This is a genomic window from Actinophytocola sp., from assembly GCF_036402745.1.
Taxonomy (GTDB): Bacteria; Actinomycetota; Actinomycetes; order Mycobacteriales; family Pseudonocardiaceae; genus Actinophytocola.
The window spans coordinates 13,042-26,582 of record NZ_DASWSJ010000060.1; the positions used below are offsets into that span (position 1 = coordinate 13,042).

The following is a 13,541-nucleotide window of genomic DNA, read 5'->3' on the forward strand; positions in this document are numbered from 1 at the left end:
CACGGCCGGGTCCGCGCGTGATCAGGCGTCGCCCGCGTCGGTGCGCAGGGTCGTGAGCAACGAGAGCAGCGTGCCCACGTTCGCTTCGTTCGCGCCGGTGAAGCCGAAGTCGATCTCGTTCAGCTTCGCCGTCGCCTTGTGCACCAGCCTCCGGCCGGCCGCCGTGATCGTCACACAGGTGGCGCGGCGGTCGGTCGGGTGCGGGGTGCGTCTGATGAGGCTCCTGCCCTCGAGCCGGTCCGTCGCGAGGGTGGCGGTGGTGGCATGCACCATGAGGCTCCGCGCCAGGTTGCTGATGAGCCGGGTGCCCGTCTCGCTCAGCTGGAGCGTCATCAGTACCAGGTAGTCGGTGAGGTTCAGCTTCTGCGTGCGCAGCTGCGCCTCCACCGCGTCGACGACGAGCCGCTGGTAGCGGAACAGGGAGGACATGGCGAGGAAGTACTGCTCGTTGCCTTCGAGCTGCTGTTCCTGCCAGTAGTGCCGGGCCCAGTCCACCGGGTCGGTGAGGGTGTCCGGCACGGCGGCGGTCGAGCCGCGCTGTCGTGTTGCCATGTCCGTGGATTTTACCCATGGTCCTCGGCACGACCGCCTGTTGCGCGCCGGTGGAGCCGGACCAGATTGGTCGGGGTGTCAATAGTAGATGAGTTGACACCGTGGGCGTGCCGCGTGTTCGGAAGCGTCACCGCTCCGCGAGTGCCCGGATGAGCCGTTGCCGTAGCGCACGGGCGTCCTCGTCGTGCGGGTGCTCCCGGCACCAGGTGTCCAGTCTGGACGCGGCTTCGGCGAGCTGCGCGGCGACCTCGGCGTGGGTGGCGTTCAGTTCGGCGAAGGTCTCGGGTGCCCGGGTCGTCGGCCGGGTGGTGGGCTCGTCGGCCCACCGCCGGAACTCCGCGACGAGGCCGCGCATGGTCTCCGTCTCCGTGCGCAGGCGCAGCGGCGCGTCGTCCCAGTCCAGCTGCGCCAGCACCGCGCGGACCTCGCGCAGCCGGGTGCGGGCGTACTCGTCCGTGACCGCGGGTGCCACGATGTCGCGCAGGATCCGGCGCACACCGGCGATCGTCTCGGCGGGTGTCGGGCGCATGGTCAGGCCCCCTCCTCTTCGAGAACCGCCGTGAGGACCAGGCGGACGACCTGGTCCGCGGGCGCGGCCGGACGGTCGGCGTCGCCGACACAGAACGCACGCACCCCGGTCAGTGCGATGACCGCGAGCCGGAAGGTCGAGAGCACCTGCCAGTACCGCAACGCCGACGGGTCCACCCGGGTGCCGGTCAGTTCCGTGTAGTGACGTAGGAAGTCGTGCCGCTCCCAGTGCCCTGGCACGAAGTGCTCCTCGGCGTAGAGCGGGGCGGTGTACCAGCCGAGGTCGTCGAGTGGGTCGCCGAGGTGGGCCAGCTCCCAGTCCAGCAGCACGTCCAGCTGTCCGTTGTGGACGAGTACGTTCGCGGGCCGGAAGTCGCCGTGCACGAGCACGAGCCGCTCCGGTGGCGCGGGCACGTTGTCCCGCAGCCACGCCACCGCCAGTCGCAGGGCGGGCTGGGGTTCGAGCTCCTGCGCGTCCAGTTCGCTCACCCAGCGCTCGAGTTCGTGGGTGGCGGGGTGCGGGCCGGGGTCGGGCAGTTCCTTCGCGATGCCGGTCGCGTCGGGGTCGACGCGATGCAGGTCGGCCAGCACCCCGCACATCCGCCTGGCGAGCGCCACCCGGCCGTTCTCACCCAGCCCGAGCGGGTCGGCGTCGCGGAGGACGGCACGGTGCGCGCTGCCCTCGCGGCGGCCGACGATCATCGTGGGCCGGGACAGGAACTCGCCACGGTCGTCCAGCCAGTGCACGTCCGGCACCGGCACCGGGGTGTCCGCGAGCCGCCGCAGGAGGCGGAACTCGGTGTCCCGTCCGGTGTCGACGACCGCGGCCGCGGGGTCGCGCCGCAGCAGCAGCGGGTGTGTGCGCCGTTCCCGGCCCGAGGCCCAGGTCGCGTCGAACGGCCAGTTCTCGCGCGAACTGCCGGTGCCGGACCGGCGCAGGCCGGAGATCACCGGGTCGGCGTCGGCGGGCAGCCGGGAGCGGAGGAACCTCAGCAGGGCCTCGCCGAGGTCGGTCATCGGGCCGGCCTCGGCGGGATGGCCTCTGCGTAACGCGGGTAACCGGGCAGCACCATGTACTCCATGACCCCGTAGCCGGTCTGCCCTTCGTGCCGGACTTCGACGAGGTGGTCGCTGCCCGCCTTGGCGTACCGGTAGAACTGCGCCGGGTCCGTCAGGTCCCACACCTCGTGCTCGAGGCTGTCCTCGCCCTTCCAGTGTCCCTGGTACCAGCCGTTCCAGCCCTCGTAGCCGCCGCCACGCAGGTGCGCCCGGCCCGGGTGCGCGATCAGCTCGAAGTCGAGCTTGCGTCCACTGTCGAGGGTCAGCGTGAGGTGCCCGCCGGCCAAGGTGGCCGCCGGCGCACCGGGAACCCAGCGCAGGTCGTGCTCGACGCCGACGATCAACTCGTCGAGAGTGTCGCCGCGGCGCGGTGCGAAGCCCGCCGACAGGTGTAGCGGGCGGCCTGGCTCGGCCTCGTACAGGTACAGGTGCAGCCCGAAGTCCGGCAGCTGCAAGGGACAGAAGAACAGCATCCGCCACTCCGGCCGTTCGCCGGGTGGCGCGCCCTGCGCCCGCGGCAGCGGCCGGGTGCCCCACGAATGGTCCCGCTCACTCCACCACGTGGCGGGATCGAGCGTGAACTCCGCGCCGGGCGCGGACAGTGTGCCGACCGCGCGGCCGTGCTGTACGTAGCGGATCGCGTCGTAGGTGATCCGGGAGCGGCTCACCTGGAAGTGTCTGCCCTCGAGGATGGGCTCCAGGTCGCTGGTCCACGTGATGTCGAACGCGAGCCCGGACGGGTTCTCGGCCAGCACGAACCGCAGCTCCTCGAACGGTCGCACGATCTCCACCCGCAGCGGCCCGACCGCCATCCGGTCGCTGTGCGGGGCGAGCGCCCTGGCCATGCGGACGTTGTGCTGTTGCCCGCCGGTGGACAGGACGGCGAACGCCTCCTGGGTGTCCTGGTTCGGGTACTGGCCGAGGCCGAGCGTCAGCACGGTGTCCTTGGTCGCGGTGTCCTGGATGCTGACCCAGTACCGCTCCCGCCAGCTCGGGTCGCTCGAGCCGACCATCGCGTGCGGGTAGGCGACCTGGTGGGTGAAGGACTCGTCGGGCGGGGTCAGCCGCGTCATGACGCCTCCTCCTCGCCTGCTGCGTGCCGCCGGAACGCTCCGCAGGCTCCGCTCCTCCGGCGCCCTCCGCAGGCGCGGTGGCGTCCTGAATATCGATGATTCGCTCCGCGGGCTCTGCTCATCACGCCTCCTCGGCGAACAGTGCGCGCAGCGCGTTCTTGTCCGCCTTCTCGCCCGCGAGGGTGGGCAGCGGTTCGGTCCGGATCACCCACCGGGCCGGGATCGCGAAGTACGCCAGCGTGCCGGTGAGGAACTCCCGCAGGTCCTCCCCGGTCGGCGCGTCGCCGCGGTGGACCACGACGGCGGCCAGCTCCTCGCCGAGGTCCGGGTGCGGGATGCCGAGCACCGCCACCTCGACGACGTCCGGGTGCCGCGCCAGCGCCAGCTCGACGTGTGCGCACGCGATGTTCTCGCCGCCGCGGATGACGACGTCCTTGCTGCGGCCGTCGAGGTACAGGTAGCCGTCGGCGTCGAGGTGTCCGAGGTCGCCGGTGTGCAGCCAGCCGTCGGCGTCCACCGTGCCGTCGTCCTGCCCGAGGTAACCGAGCATCACGGTGGGGCTGCGGACGAGGATCTCCCCGGCGTCGCTGATCCGCAGCTCCACGACCGGGTACGGCTTGCCGACCGTGCCGGGCCGCGCCGCCAGGTCGCGGTTGCCGGCCACGGTCAGGAAGCCGCCGGACTCACTCATGCCCCACGTGTTGCCCAGGCCGCGTTTCCTCAGCTGCGGGAGCTGGCGGGCCATGCGGTCGAGCAGCCCGGCCGAGACCGGTGCGCCGCCCAGCGGCCACGACCGCAGGCTCGACAGGTCGGAGGACTCGAAGTCGGGGTGTTCGAGCACCCGGATCGCCATCGTGGGCACCCCGCCGAAGCTCTGCACCCGTTCGGTTTCGATGAGCCGCAACACCTGGCCGGGATCGAACCTCCCTTCGGTCAGCACGAGTGTGCCGCCGATGACCAGGTTCGTGACGAGATTGGAGATGCCGCCGATGTGGAACAGCGGCGTGCACACGAGCGTCACCGGTTGCGGTGCGGGCTCGCCGAGGTCGCGGGGGAGCCGGCGGGACCGGGACAGCAGGTTGTGCTGGTTCGCGATCACCGACCGGTGGGAGAGCACGACTCCCTTGGGTGGCCCCGAACTGCCGGACGTGAAGATCACCACCGCCGGACTGTCCTCATCGGACTCAGGGAACCCTGCGACGACGTCGTGCGGGTCGGTGTCTTCCTGATGTTCGTAGGCGAAGGCGAGGTCCGACGGCGCCAGGTCGGCGCCGACCAGGTGACTGTCGCTGATCACCAGGCGCGGGGTGGCAAGCCCGCATGCGTGCGCCAGCTCCGGTTCGCTCCACCAGCGGTTGCCGAGGACGGGGACCGCGCCGGCCCGCCATGCGGCGAACAACGCGAGGACCCAGTCGGCGCTGTTGTACGCGTGCACCAGCACGTGGTCGCCGGGCCGCACGCCGCGGTCGGTGAGCACCGCCGTGGCCGGTTCGATCGCGCGCAGGAACCGGGTGAAGGTGATCCGCCGTGCGCCGTGGACGAGGAAGGTGCGCTCGGCCCACCGTGGTGCGCCGGCGAACAGGTCGGCGAGCGACCTCGGTCGTGGGTCGAGGGTCCGGCCGGGATGTCCGGCGTAGGTCGTCTCGACGACCTCCTCGCCCCACAGGGCGGTCAGGGACGTGGTGGCGCTCATCGGCCGCTCCACTCGCCGGGCCGCTTCTCCTTGAACGCGGCGACGGCCTCCCGCAGGTCCGCGGTGGACGCGCTGATCGCCTCCAGGTAGAACGCGGTGTCGAACGCCTCGTCGACCCGCGCGCCGAGCACCTTGTTCAGCGCCCGCTTGGTGAGCTGCACGGCGACCGGGGGCAGCGCGGCGACCCGGCCCGCGATCTCGAAGGCCAGTGTCCGGACCGACTCCGCGTCGTCGGCCAGGTCGGTGACGAGGCCGACGCGGTGTGCGTCCTCGGCGAGCAGCGGTTCACCCCACAGCAGGTGGCGCTTGGCCATGACCAGCGGCAGGTTGGCGGGCCAGGTCACGCAGCCGCCGTCGCCCGCCACGAGCCCGAGGTGCACGTGCGGGTCCGAGATGCGGACACCGGGCGTCGAGACGACGGCGTCGGCGGTGAGCACGAGGCTCGTCGCCACCCCGAAGACGTGACCGTGGACCGCGGCGACGAGCGGCTTGGTGAAGTCGGCGAACGTGCGGAACAGCCTGCGGCCGAGGTCGACCTGTGCCAGCAGCACCCGCAGGTCGGCGTTCGCGGCCAGCATGGCCTCGGTGTCGCCGCCCGCCGAGAAGTGCTTGCCGGTGGCGGTGAGCACCACCGCCCGGACGTCCTGGTCGGCCTCCATTTCGGACAGGGCCGCGCCGAGCTCGCCCAGGAGGACGTCGTCGAAGCGGTTGTGCACGTCCGGCCTGCACAGCCGGAGTTCGCCCACCGGTCCGTCCTTGGCCGGTGCCACTGCCTCGTAGCGCGTCATCGCGTCGGGGCCGCCCTTCGCCTTGCCTTGATGTTGTCTGCCCGATAGTAGATGTATAGAGTTTTTCTGGCGAGCCCCGGGAGGGAGTGGCATGACCTTCGCAGCTGAGTTCGCGTCCGCGCGGCCTGACGAGGTCGCCGCACGGGACGCGCGACACGTATTGTCCTGGGCACAGGTCGACGACGTGCTCCGTGCCGCGGTGCACGTTTTGCGCGGGCTGGACACCGGGCCGTCCCGCCGGGTCGCGATCCTCGCCGAGAACTCCGTCGAGACGCTGCTCGCCCACGCCGCCGCCACGCTGGCCGGGCTGTCCGTGGTGCCGGTCAACTTCCACCTCACCGCCGCCGAGGTCGCGTACCTGCTGACCGACTCCGGCGCGCAGGCCGTGCTGGTCGACGGCCGGACCGCCGCCGTGGGCCGCGCGGCCGCGGACGAGGCGGGTGTCGACGCGGTGCTCGGCTGGGACGGCGTGGCCGCCGTGCCCGGCGTCGCCGACTGGGACGCTCTGCTCGGCGCCGCGCCGGAGACCGAGCCGCCCACCGATCACCCGCCGCTGCCGACGCTCGTGTACACCTCCGGCACCACCGGCAGGCCCAAGGGGGTCGAGCTGCCGCCGACCTCGTTCGTCGGCGGCGACGACGTCGCCGAGCACCTGCGGCGGTTGCGGTCCAACCGGATGCTGGCGCACGGCAGGCACCTGGTCGTCGGCCCGATGTACCACAGCGGACCGCTCGCGGGCACCAGGTTGTTCCTCGGTGGCGCGCCGGTCACCGTGCTCGGGCGGTTCGACGCGGAAGCCGTCCTCGCGGCGGTCGACCGGGACGCGATCGGCTCGGCGATCATGGTGCCGACACACTTCCAGCGCCTGCTCGCGCTCCCGGCCGAGGCCCGCGCCCGCCACGACGTCTCCTCGCTGCGGTACGTCCTCCAGGTCGGCGCGAAGTGCCCGGAGCCGGTGAAGCGGGCGATGATCGACTGGTGGGGCCCGGTCGTGTGGGAGAGCTACGGCGCCAGCGAGGTCGGCACCACGTGCGTGATCAGCGCCGAGGACTGGCTCGCCCACCCCGGTTCCGTCGGCCGCCCGGTCCCGCCGTTCGAGGTGATGGTGCTCGACGAGCACGACCGGCCGGTCGCCGCGGGTGTCGAGGGCAGGTTGTACTTCCGGGACACCACCGGGCGCGGCATCGTCTACCACCAGGGCCTGCATGGGGCGGGGAGTGAGCTGGGCCCCGGTGTCTTCACGCTCGGCGAGATCGGCTACGTCGACGAGGACGGCTTCGTCTACGTCACCGACCGGTTCTCGGACATGGTGGTCTCCGGCGGGGTCAACATCTACCCGGCGGAGGCGGAGCAGGTGCTCGCGACGCACCCGTCCGTCGCCGATGTCGCGTGCATCGGCGTGCCGGACCGGGACATGGGGGAACGGCTCAAGGCGCTCGTGGTACCCGTGAGCGAGCCGCCGTCCGGTGCCGACCTCGTCGAGTTCTGCCGCGCCCGGCTCGCGCACTACAAGTGCCCGCGCGAGGTCGAGATCGTCACCTCGCTGCGGCGCACCGCCGTCGGCAAGATCGACAAACGCGCGCTGCGACGTGCGCACGCGGGTGGCGCGCCGCCCCGGGAGGAGACCCTGGTGACCGGCAGCGCCCGCCCCGGCCTCGACGAGTTCCGTGCGCAGGCCCGTGCGTTCCTCGCTGGCGTGGCCACGCGGCGGACCGGGGCCGGCGAGGAGCGGTGGGGCACCGGAGACGACAGGGTGACGCTGTTCCGCGGCGCCACCGCCGAGGAGGCCGGGGAGGCCCGGGCGTGGCGGCGGGCCGTGTTCGACGCGGGGTTCGGCTGGCTCACCGGGCCGGTCGAGCTGGGTGGCCGGGGCCTTCCCGGCGCGTACGAGCGGGCGTACCTGCGGGAGGAACGCGCGTTCGACACGCCGTCGCGCTCGCCGCTGGGCGTGAGCCTCGGCATGGTGGCGCCGACCTTGCGGCAGTTCGGCGGCGAGGCGGCCGTGACGCGGTGGCTGCGTGCGCTGTACCGGGGCGACTCGGTGGGCTGCCAGCTGTTCAGCGAGCCCGGCGCGGGTTCGGACCTGGCCGCGGTGTCCACCAGGGCGGTCCGCCGCGGCGACGAGTGGGTGGTGACCGGGCAGAAGGTGTGGACCTCCGGTGCCCACTACTCGGACGTCGGCCTGCTCCTGGCCAGGACCTCGGCCGGCCCGCGCCACCGCAACCTGACCGCGTTCGTGATCGACATGCGCGCGCCGGGCGTCGAGGTGCGGCCGCTGCGGCAGATGACCGGCGGCGCCGACTTCAACGAGGTGTTCCTGACCGGCGTCGTCGTCCCGGACGCCTACCGGCTCGGCGAGGTCGACGGTGGCTGGCGGGTCGCGATGGCGACGCTCATGTACGAACGCGGCGCGATCGGCGGCTCGGCGGGCGGCGGCAACGGGCTGTTCCGCATGGACCGGGTCGTCGCGATGCTGCATCAGCTCGGCCGTGCGGGCGACCCGGAGGTGCGGCAGGCCTACGCACGTCTGCACGCGGGTGTGGTCGCGGCGAAGCAGCTGCGGGCACGAGCCGAGGTGGCGGCGAAGGACGGCCGGGTCGGCACGGAGATGTCGCTGTCGAAGCTGGCGCTGACACAGAACCTGGCGGCACTGGCACACCTCGTCAGCGTGGCGCTCGGGCCGAAACTCCTTGCCGACACAGGGGAGTGGGGCACGTTCGCGTGGACGGAGTTCGTGCTGGGCGTTCCCGGCTTCCGGCTGGGCGGCGGTACCGACGAGATCCAGCGCAACATCGTCGCGGAGCGGGTGCTCGGCCTGCCCAAATAGTCGCGTGATGGATGATTGTGTACTAGAGTGCCTGTCCAACGGTCCAGTGTGGACAGGAAGGGAGTCAACGGTGACTTCGACAGCGAAACTGAGAAGTGTCAGGCCGCGCACCAGGATCACGGCCGGCGTGTTGGCGGCGGCGACCGTGGCGGCGGCGCTCGTCCCGTCCTCGGCGGCCGCGACGGGCGGGTCGCCCTTCACCGAGTACGGACCGGTGCCGTCGTCGCTGCCGGTCGGCGGCGTGTGCGAGGTCGAGTTCGACCACAACGGCAAACTGTGGGTGGAGCAGTACCTGAGCAGCCAGGTCGCCCGCTTCGACCCCGGAACCGGACAGTTCCAGAACTTCGACACCCCGATGCCGCTGTCCGTGCCGGGCGGCATGGACCTCGACGGCCAGGGCAACCTGTGGATGCCCGGCGTCACCAGCAACAGCCTGATCCGGGTGGACACCAGCGACGGCACCATGTCCGAGGTGCTGTTGCCGTGGGCGAACGCGTTCCAGACCGAGGTGCTGAACCTCCCGCTGCACGTCGGTCTCGGTCTGTCGAACGACATCGCGTGGGGTGCGGACAACGCGCTGTGGTTCACGCTCGGCGGGCTCGACTCGATCGGCCGGTACGACCCGGCCACCGGCGCGTTCAGCAAGTACCCGGTGCCGGGCGAGATCCTCGGCCAGGTGCACTCGCTGTTCGGGATCATGAAGCCCGGGCCGGGACGCACGATCGTGTTCGGGGTGCCGCAGATGAACAAGATCGGCATGGTCGACGTCGACACCAAGGCGATCACCCAGTTCACCATGCCGACGCCGTTGTCGTTCCCGGTCGGGGTGCGCACCGCGCCGTCGGACGGCTCGATCTGGGTGGGTGAGTCGCTCGGCATGAAGATCGCGCGGATCAACGCGGCCACCGGGCAGATCACCGAGTACCCGCTGCTGGGCGTGCACGGTCTGCTGACGAGCATCCTGGGCGATCTGCTGGGCGGCAGTCTGGGCAACCCGCTGCCGATGCCCGGCCCGATCGCCGAGGGCAGCGACGGCAACATCTACGTCTCGATCAGCTTCCCGGCCGCGTTCGCGCTGGGCAACCAGGTGATGCGGTTCAACCCGGGCACGGGTGAGGTGAAGATGTGGCCGACGCCGTCGTCCGCGTCCTACCCGTGCGACATCAACGTGCACGACCCGGGCAAGGTCTGGATGGGTCTGCTGACGCCGAACAAGATCGCCAAGTTCGACATGGCCGCCGCGAACTGACCGTACGACGAGAGGAGCCGGGCCTGGCTCCTCTCGTCGTACCAGGGTTTCAGAGCGCGGCGAGGCGGGGCACGCCGTGGGCACGCAGGCCGGCCCCGAGGGCCGTGCGGAGGTGGGCCGCGGAGCCGAGCAGCGGCTCCAGGACCAACGCGCGGCGCAGGTAGCGGTGGAAGTCGTGCTCCCAGGTGAAGCCCATGCCGCCGAGCACCTGCTGGCAGTTCGCCGCCGCGGTCCGCACGAAACGGCCGGCCAGGACCTTCGCCAGCCGCGCCGACTCCGGTGCGCCGTCCTCCCACGCCGCCCCGGCGGCCAGTTCCGCGCACTCCTGCCAGACCCGCACGTCCGCGAGCGCGTGCTTCACGGCCTGGAAACTGCCGATGCGACGGCCGAACTGCTCCCTGGACGACACGTGCTCGACCGCACCCGCCAGCATCCGGCGGCCGATCGCGGTCAGCTCGTGGGCCAGCGCGCGGTGCCCGGCCGCACGCATGAGCGGCCACTGGGCGTCGACGACGACCTCGGCCGCCGATGGGGCGAGGTCGAGCCGGACCGGGCGCCACCCGGAGTCCGGGTCGAGCCCGTCGGACGCCGTGTCCGGGAGCGGGTGGTCGGTCGTCACGACGACCACGTCGTCGCCGAGCCGCACCGGGACGACCAGCCGGTCACCCGCGCCGGGCGCGACGACACCCGTGGCGCCGGTCGGGTCGTCGTGCGGCAGCGCCGGGTACACGACCCTGGCCGGGCCGTCGACGCCGCCTGCCGCCAGCACCACGTCGTCGAGCATGGTGGCGTCGGTGAGCAGTTCGCCCTGCAGCTCGGCGAGCGTCGACACGGCCACCGCGGGGTGCTCGGCGAGCAGGTCGAACCAGCCGAAGTCGGTGACCGCCGCCCGCAGCCCGCCAGGGCCCGCCGACTCGACCGCCTTCCGCAGGCTCTCCCGCAGCAGCCTCCGTTCCTCGGCGTCCATGTCACTCCCTCGGCAGGCCGAGCACGCGCTCGGCGACGATGTTGCGCTGGATCTCCGCGGCGCCGCCGTAGATCGAGGCCGCCCGCGAGTACAGGTAGTCGTTGCGCCAGTCCCTGGCCTCCGTGCCGCCGCCGAACAGGATGGTGTCGGGCATCGCCTCGAGTGCGACGTCGAAGAGGTACTTCTCCGCGGTCGACATCAGCAGCTTGTCGAACGACGGCAGCACACCGAGGTCCGAGCCGGCAGCCAGCGACCGCAGCGTGCGCCGCGACAGCAGCCGCAGCGCGTGCACCAGCTCGAACGCCTCGCCGACCCGGGAGTCGGCGACCTGCGGCGCCGCCTCGACCAGACCGCCGAGCCGCCACCGCAGCCATGCCTGGCGCTGCCAGGCGGCGACGCCGCGTTCGCAGCTCAACACGAACATCGCGACGGCCCACCCGCCGTCGACGGCGCCGATCACGCGGTCCTTGGGCACCCGCACCTCGTCGAGGTGCAGGCTGCAGAAGTCGGGCTCGCCGGTCATCGCCACCAGCGGGCTGACGGTGATGCCGGGGGAGTCCATGTCCACGAACAACGCGGTGATGCCCCGGTGTCCCGGCGCGCCGGTGCGGACCAGCAGCACACACCGGTCGGCGTACTGCGCCCAGCTGGTCCAGACCTTCTCGCCGGTCACGACGAAGTGGTCACCGGCGTCGACCGCCCGCATGCGCAGCGCCGCGAGATCGCTGCCGGCGCCGGGTTCCGAGAAACCCTGGCACCACGTCTCGTCCCCGCGCAGGAGCCGCGGCAGGGACGCCCTGGCGAGGTCCGGTGCGGCGAAGCGGGCGACGGCCGGGCCGAGCACCTCCTGCGTGCCGAAGGAGAACGGCGGCGGGTAGCCCGCCGCGGCCAGCTCCTCGCTCACCACGCCGCGCAGCACCACCGTGCCGCCGAGCCCGCCCAGTTCCTCCGGCCAGCCGAGGCGGATCCACCCGGCCTCGTGGAGAAGGCGCTGCAGCCGCGACAGGCTCGCGAACACCTCGTCGACCTCGGTGGGCAGGGTTCGGAACCGGGCCAGGTCGCCGGCGTGGTCCTCGAGCCAGCGGGTGAACCGCGTCCGGACCGCCTCGACGGTCAGCTCCCCGTGCGCGGGCGTGGTCATCGCGCTGGTGCCTCGAGGATGTGCACCGCACACGCGGACGCGAGGCCGACCACGTGGGTGAGCCCCACCCGCGCGCCGTCGACCTGGCGGGCGCCTGCCTCGCCACGCAGGTGGGTGGTGACCTCGTAGAGGTTCGCGATGCCGGTGGCGCCGAGCGGGTGTCCCTTGGACAGCAGGCCGCCGGAGACGTTGACCGGCAGCTTGCCGTCGCGCCACGGCGCGCCGGAGTCGATGAAGTCACCCGCGCCGCCCGGCTCGCACAGTCGCAGGTTGTCATAGTGCACCAGCTCCGCGGTGGCGAAGCAGTCGTGCAGCTCCACCAGGTCCAGGTCGTCCGGCCCGAGCCCCGCGACCTCGTACGCGGCGTCGGCCGCCCTGCGGGTGAGCGTGTTGACGTCCGGCTGCACCTGGTCGGACTCCGTCCAGGGGTCCGAGGTCATGATCGACGCCGAGACCTTCACCGCGCGGCGGCGCACGCCCGGGTCGAGCGTCCGGAGCTTCGCGTCGGAGACCAGCACCACCGCGGCGGCGCCGTCGCCGGTGGGGCAGCACATCGGCAGCGTGTTCGGGTAGGAGATCATCTCGGCCCCGGTGATCTCCTCGAGGGAGAACTCCTTGCGGTACTGGGCAAGCGGGTTGAGCACCGAGTGCGCGTGGTTCTTCCGCGCCACCTCGGCGAACTGGGTCGCGGTGACCCCGTGCGCCAGCGCGTACTCGGTGCCCGCCTGCGCGAACACTCCCGGCATCAGGCCGGTGCCGAGCACGCCCTCGGTCTTGAGGACCGAGCCGTAGCGGCCCCTGGGTTCGTAGACCTTCTTGTCCGGGCGGGGTTTCGCGCCGCCCAGCAGTCCCATCTTGCCCATCTTCTCCACCCCGACGGCGAGACCGACCTCGGTCTCGCCCGCGCCGATGGACATCATCGCGACGCGAACGGCGGTGGCGCCGGTCGCGCACGCGTTGACGACGTTGAACACCGGGATGCCGGTCTGGCCGACCTGCTTCTGCAGGCGCTGACCGTTGTGCGAGTTGGCCTCGTAGACGTTGCCGAGCGCGAGGACGCCGATGTCGGCCATCGTCATCCCCGCGTCGCCGAGCGCGCCGAGGGTCGCCTCGGCGGCCAGGTCGACCAGGTCCTTGTCGGCGAAGCGCCCGAACGGGGTCATCGCCGTGCCGACGATCCACACGTCGCCGCCGCTCACTGGTGCACTCCCTGCCGGCCGGCCGGCCGGTAGCCGAACGCGACGGCTTCCGTGCCCTCGTCGTCGGTGCCGGTGACGTAGGTGTCGAGCACCACGGGCATGCGTGGCGTGATCGCCTCCGGGTCGTCGACCCCGAGCAGGTTCGCCTTGACCACACCACCACCGGCGAGGTCGACGACGGCCGAGACGAACGGCCGCGTCACCCGGTGCACGAACGTGAAGGCCCGCAGCGTGCCCTCGTTCGCGAGGGGGACGGTGGTGAACTCGATGCCGAAACACCGTGCGCAGGCGTTGCGGCGGTCGAAGTACAGCGCGCCACACGAGGCACACGACCGGCTCGTGAGATGGGGCCGGTCGCCGAGCACGAGGTAGTCGACGACCGGGATCTGCTGCGGCATCCTTTGCCCGTCCGATCTGTAGCGGGTGACACTCGACTAGCCGATAGTATATGTATAGAGTTTTTCG

12 protein-coding genes are annotated in these 13,541 nt (G+C 71.9%); 2 read left to right on the forward strand and 10 right to left on the reverse strand.

Going from position 1 to position 13,541, the window contains the following annotated elements; all coding sequences use genetic code 11:
* Nucleotides 1-21: 21 nt before the first annotated feature.
* From VGD70_RS06185 to VGD70_RS06210, 6 genes are all read right to left on the reverse strand, one after another.
* Nucleotides 22-552: a MarR family transcriptional regulator gene (locus VGD70_RS06185; RefSeq protein ID WP_331079013.1), complete on the reverse strand. Its 531-nt coding sequence runs from the start codon at nt 550-552 to the stop codon at nt 22-24.
* 127 nt (nt 553-679) lie between these two features.
* A complete protein-coding gene (locus tag VGD70_RS06190; protein ID WP_331079015.1) occupies nt 680-1,081 on the reverse strand; it encodes a hypothetical protein in 402 nt (133 codons plus the stop codon).
* Between the two features lie 2 nt (nt 1,082-1,083).
* Nucleotides 1,084-2,097: a phosphotransferase family protein gene (locus tag VGD70_RS06195; protein WP_331079017.1), complete on the reverse strand. Its 1,014-nt coding sequence runs from the start codon at nt 2,095-2,097 to the stop codon at nt 1,084-1,086.
* Nucleotides 2,094-3,212: a hypothetical protein gene (locus VGD70_RS06200; RefSeq protein ID WP_331079019.1), complete on the reverse strand. Its 1,119-nt coding sequence runs from the start codon at nt 3,210-3,212 to the stop codon at nt 2,094-2,096. The genes VGD70_RS06195 and VGD70_RS06200 overlap by 4 nt, the downstream gene beginning before the upstream one ends.
* A 121-nt stretch (nt 3,213-3,333) precedes the next feature.
* Nucleotides 3,334-4,905: a class I adenylate-forming enzyme family protein gene (locus tag VGD70_RS06205; protein WP_331079021.1), complete on the reverse strand. Its 1,572-nt coding sequence runs from the start codon at nt 4,903-4,905 to the stop codon at nt 3,334-3,336.
* On the reverse strand, nt 4,902-5,651 hold the full coding sequence (locus VGD70_RS06210) for an enoyl-CoA hydratase/isomerase family protein (protein ID WP_331079023.1): 750 nt from the start codon (nt 5,649-5,651) through the stop codon (nt 4,902-4,904). The genes VGD70_RS06205 and VGD70_RS06210 overlap by 4 nt, the downstream gene beginning before the upstream one ends.
* A gap of 133 nt (nt 5,652-5,784) precedes the next feature.
* On the opposite strand from VGD70_RS06210, the gene VGD70_RS06215 reads away from it, so the two are divergent.
* Nucleotides 5,785-8,520 (forward strand): AMP-binding protein, encoded by a 2,736-nt coding sequence (locus tag VGD70_RS06215; protein WP_331079025.1) that lies wholly within the window; start codon nt 5,785-5,787, stop codon nt 8,518-8,520.
* 127 nt (nt 8,521-8,647) lie between these two features.
* Nucleotides 8,648-9,769 (forward strand): virginiamycin B lyase family protein, encoded by a 1,122-nt coding sequence (locus tag VGD70_RS06220; protein WP_331079027.1) that lies wholly within the window; start codon nt 8,648-8,650, stop codon nt 9,767-9,769.
* 49 nt (nt 9,770-9,818) lie between these two features.
* On the opposite strand, the gene VGD70_RS06225 is transcribed toward VGD70_RS06220, so the two are convergent.
* From VGD70_RS06225 to VGD70_RS06240, 4 genes are read right to left on the reverse strand one after another with little or no spacing between them, the layout of a single operon-like run.
* Nucleotides 9,819-10,736: an acyl-CoA dehydrogenase family protein gene (locus VGD70_RS06225; protein ID WP_331079029.1), complete on the reverse strand. Its 918-nt coding sequence runs from the start codon at nt 10,734-10,736 to the stop codon at nt 9,819-9,821.
* Between the two features lies 1 nt (nt 10,737).
* Nucleotides 10,738-11,877: an acyl-CoA dehydrogenase family protein gene (locus VGD70_RS06230; RefSeq protein ID WP_331079031.1), complete on the reverse strand. Its 1,140-nt coding sequence runs from the start codon at nt 11,875-11,877 to the stop codon at nt 10,738-10,740.
* The gene (locus tag VGD70_RS06235; protein WP_331079033.1) at nt 11,874-13,076 is read right to left on the reverse strand and encodes a thiolase family protein; all 1,203 of its coding nucleotides are present in this window, start codon (nt 13,074-13,076) and stop codon (nt 11,874-11,876) included. The genes VGD70_RS06230 and VGD70_RS06235 overlap by 4 nt, the downstream gene beginning before the upstream one ends.
* A complete protein-coding gene (locus VGD70_RS06240; RefSeq protein WP_331079034.1) occupies nt 13,073-13,474 on the reverse strand; it encodes a Zn-ribbon domain-containing OB-fold protein in 402 nt (133 codons plus the stop codon). Before VGD70_RS06240 ends, VGD70_RS06235 begins: the two co-directional genes overlap by 4 nt.
* Between the last annotated feature and the right edge of the window lie 67 nt (nt 13,475-13,541).

Bases quoted from the DNA above. Each gene is read 5' to 3' on its own strand.
- VGD70_RS06240 (WP_331079034.1), bottom strand. From the start codon at position 13,474: ATGCCGCAGCAGATCCCGGTCGTCGACTACCTCGTGCTCGGCGACCGG.
- VGD70_RS06230 (WP_331079031.1), bottom strand. From the start codon at position 11,877: ATGACCACGCCCGCGCACGGGGAGCTGACCGTCGAGGCGGTCCGGACG.
- VGD70_RS06185 (WP_331079013.1), bottom strand. From the start codon at position 552: ATGGCAACACGACAGCGCGGCTCGACCGCCGCCGTGCCGGACACCCTC.
- VGD70_RS06195 (WP_331079017.1), bottom strand. From the start codon at position 2,097: ATGACCGACCTCGGCGAGGCCCTGCTGAGGTTCCTCCGCTCCCGGCTG.
- VGD70_RS06225 (WP_331079029.1), bottom strand. From the start codon at position 10,736: ATGGACGCCGAGGAACGGAGGCTGCTGCGGGAGAGCCTGCGGAAGGCG.
- VGD70_RS06205 (WP_331079021.1), bottom strand. From the start codon at position 4,905: ATGAGCGCCACCACGTCCCTGACCGCCCTGTGGGGCGAGGAGGTCGTC.
- VGD70_RS06215 (WP_331079025.1), top strand. From the start codon at position 5,785: ATGACCTTCGCAGCTGAGTTCGCGTCCGCGCGGCCTGACGAGGTCGCC.
- VGD70_RS06200 (WP_331079019.1), bottom strand. From the start codon at position 3,212: ATGACGCGGCTGACCCCGCCCGACGAGTCCTTCACCCACCAGGTCGCC.
- VGD70_RS06190 (WP_331079015.1), bottom strand. From the start codon at position 1,081: ATGCGCCCGACACCCGCCGAGACGATCGCCGGTGTGCGCCGGATCCTG.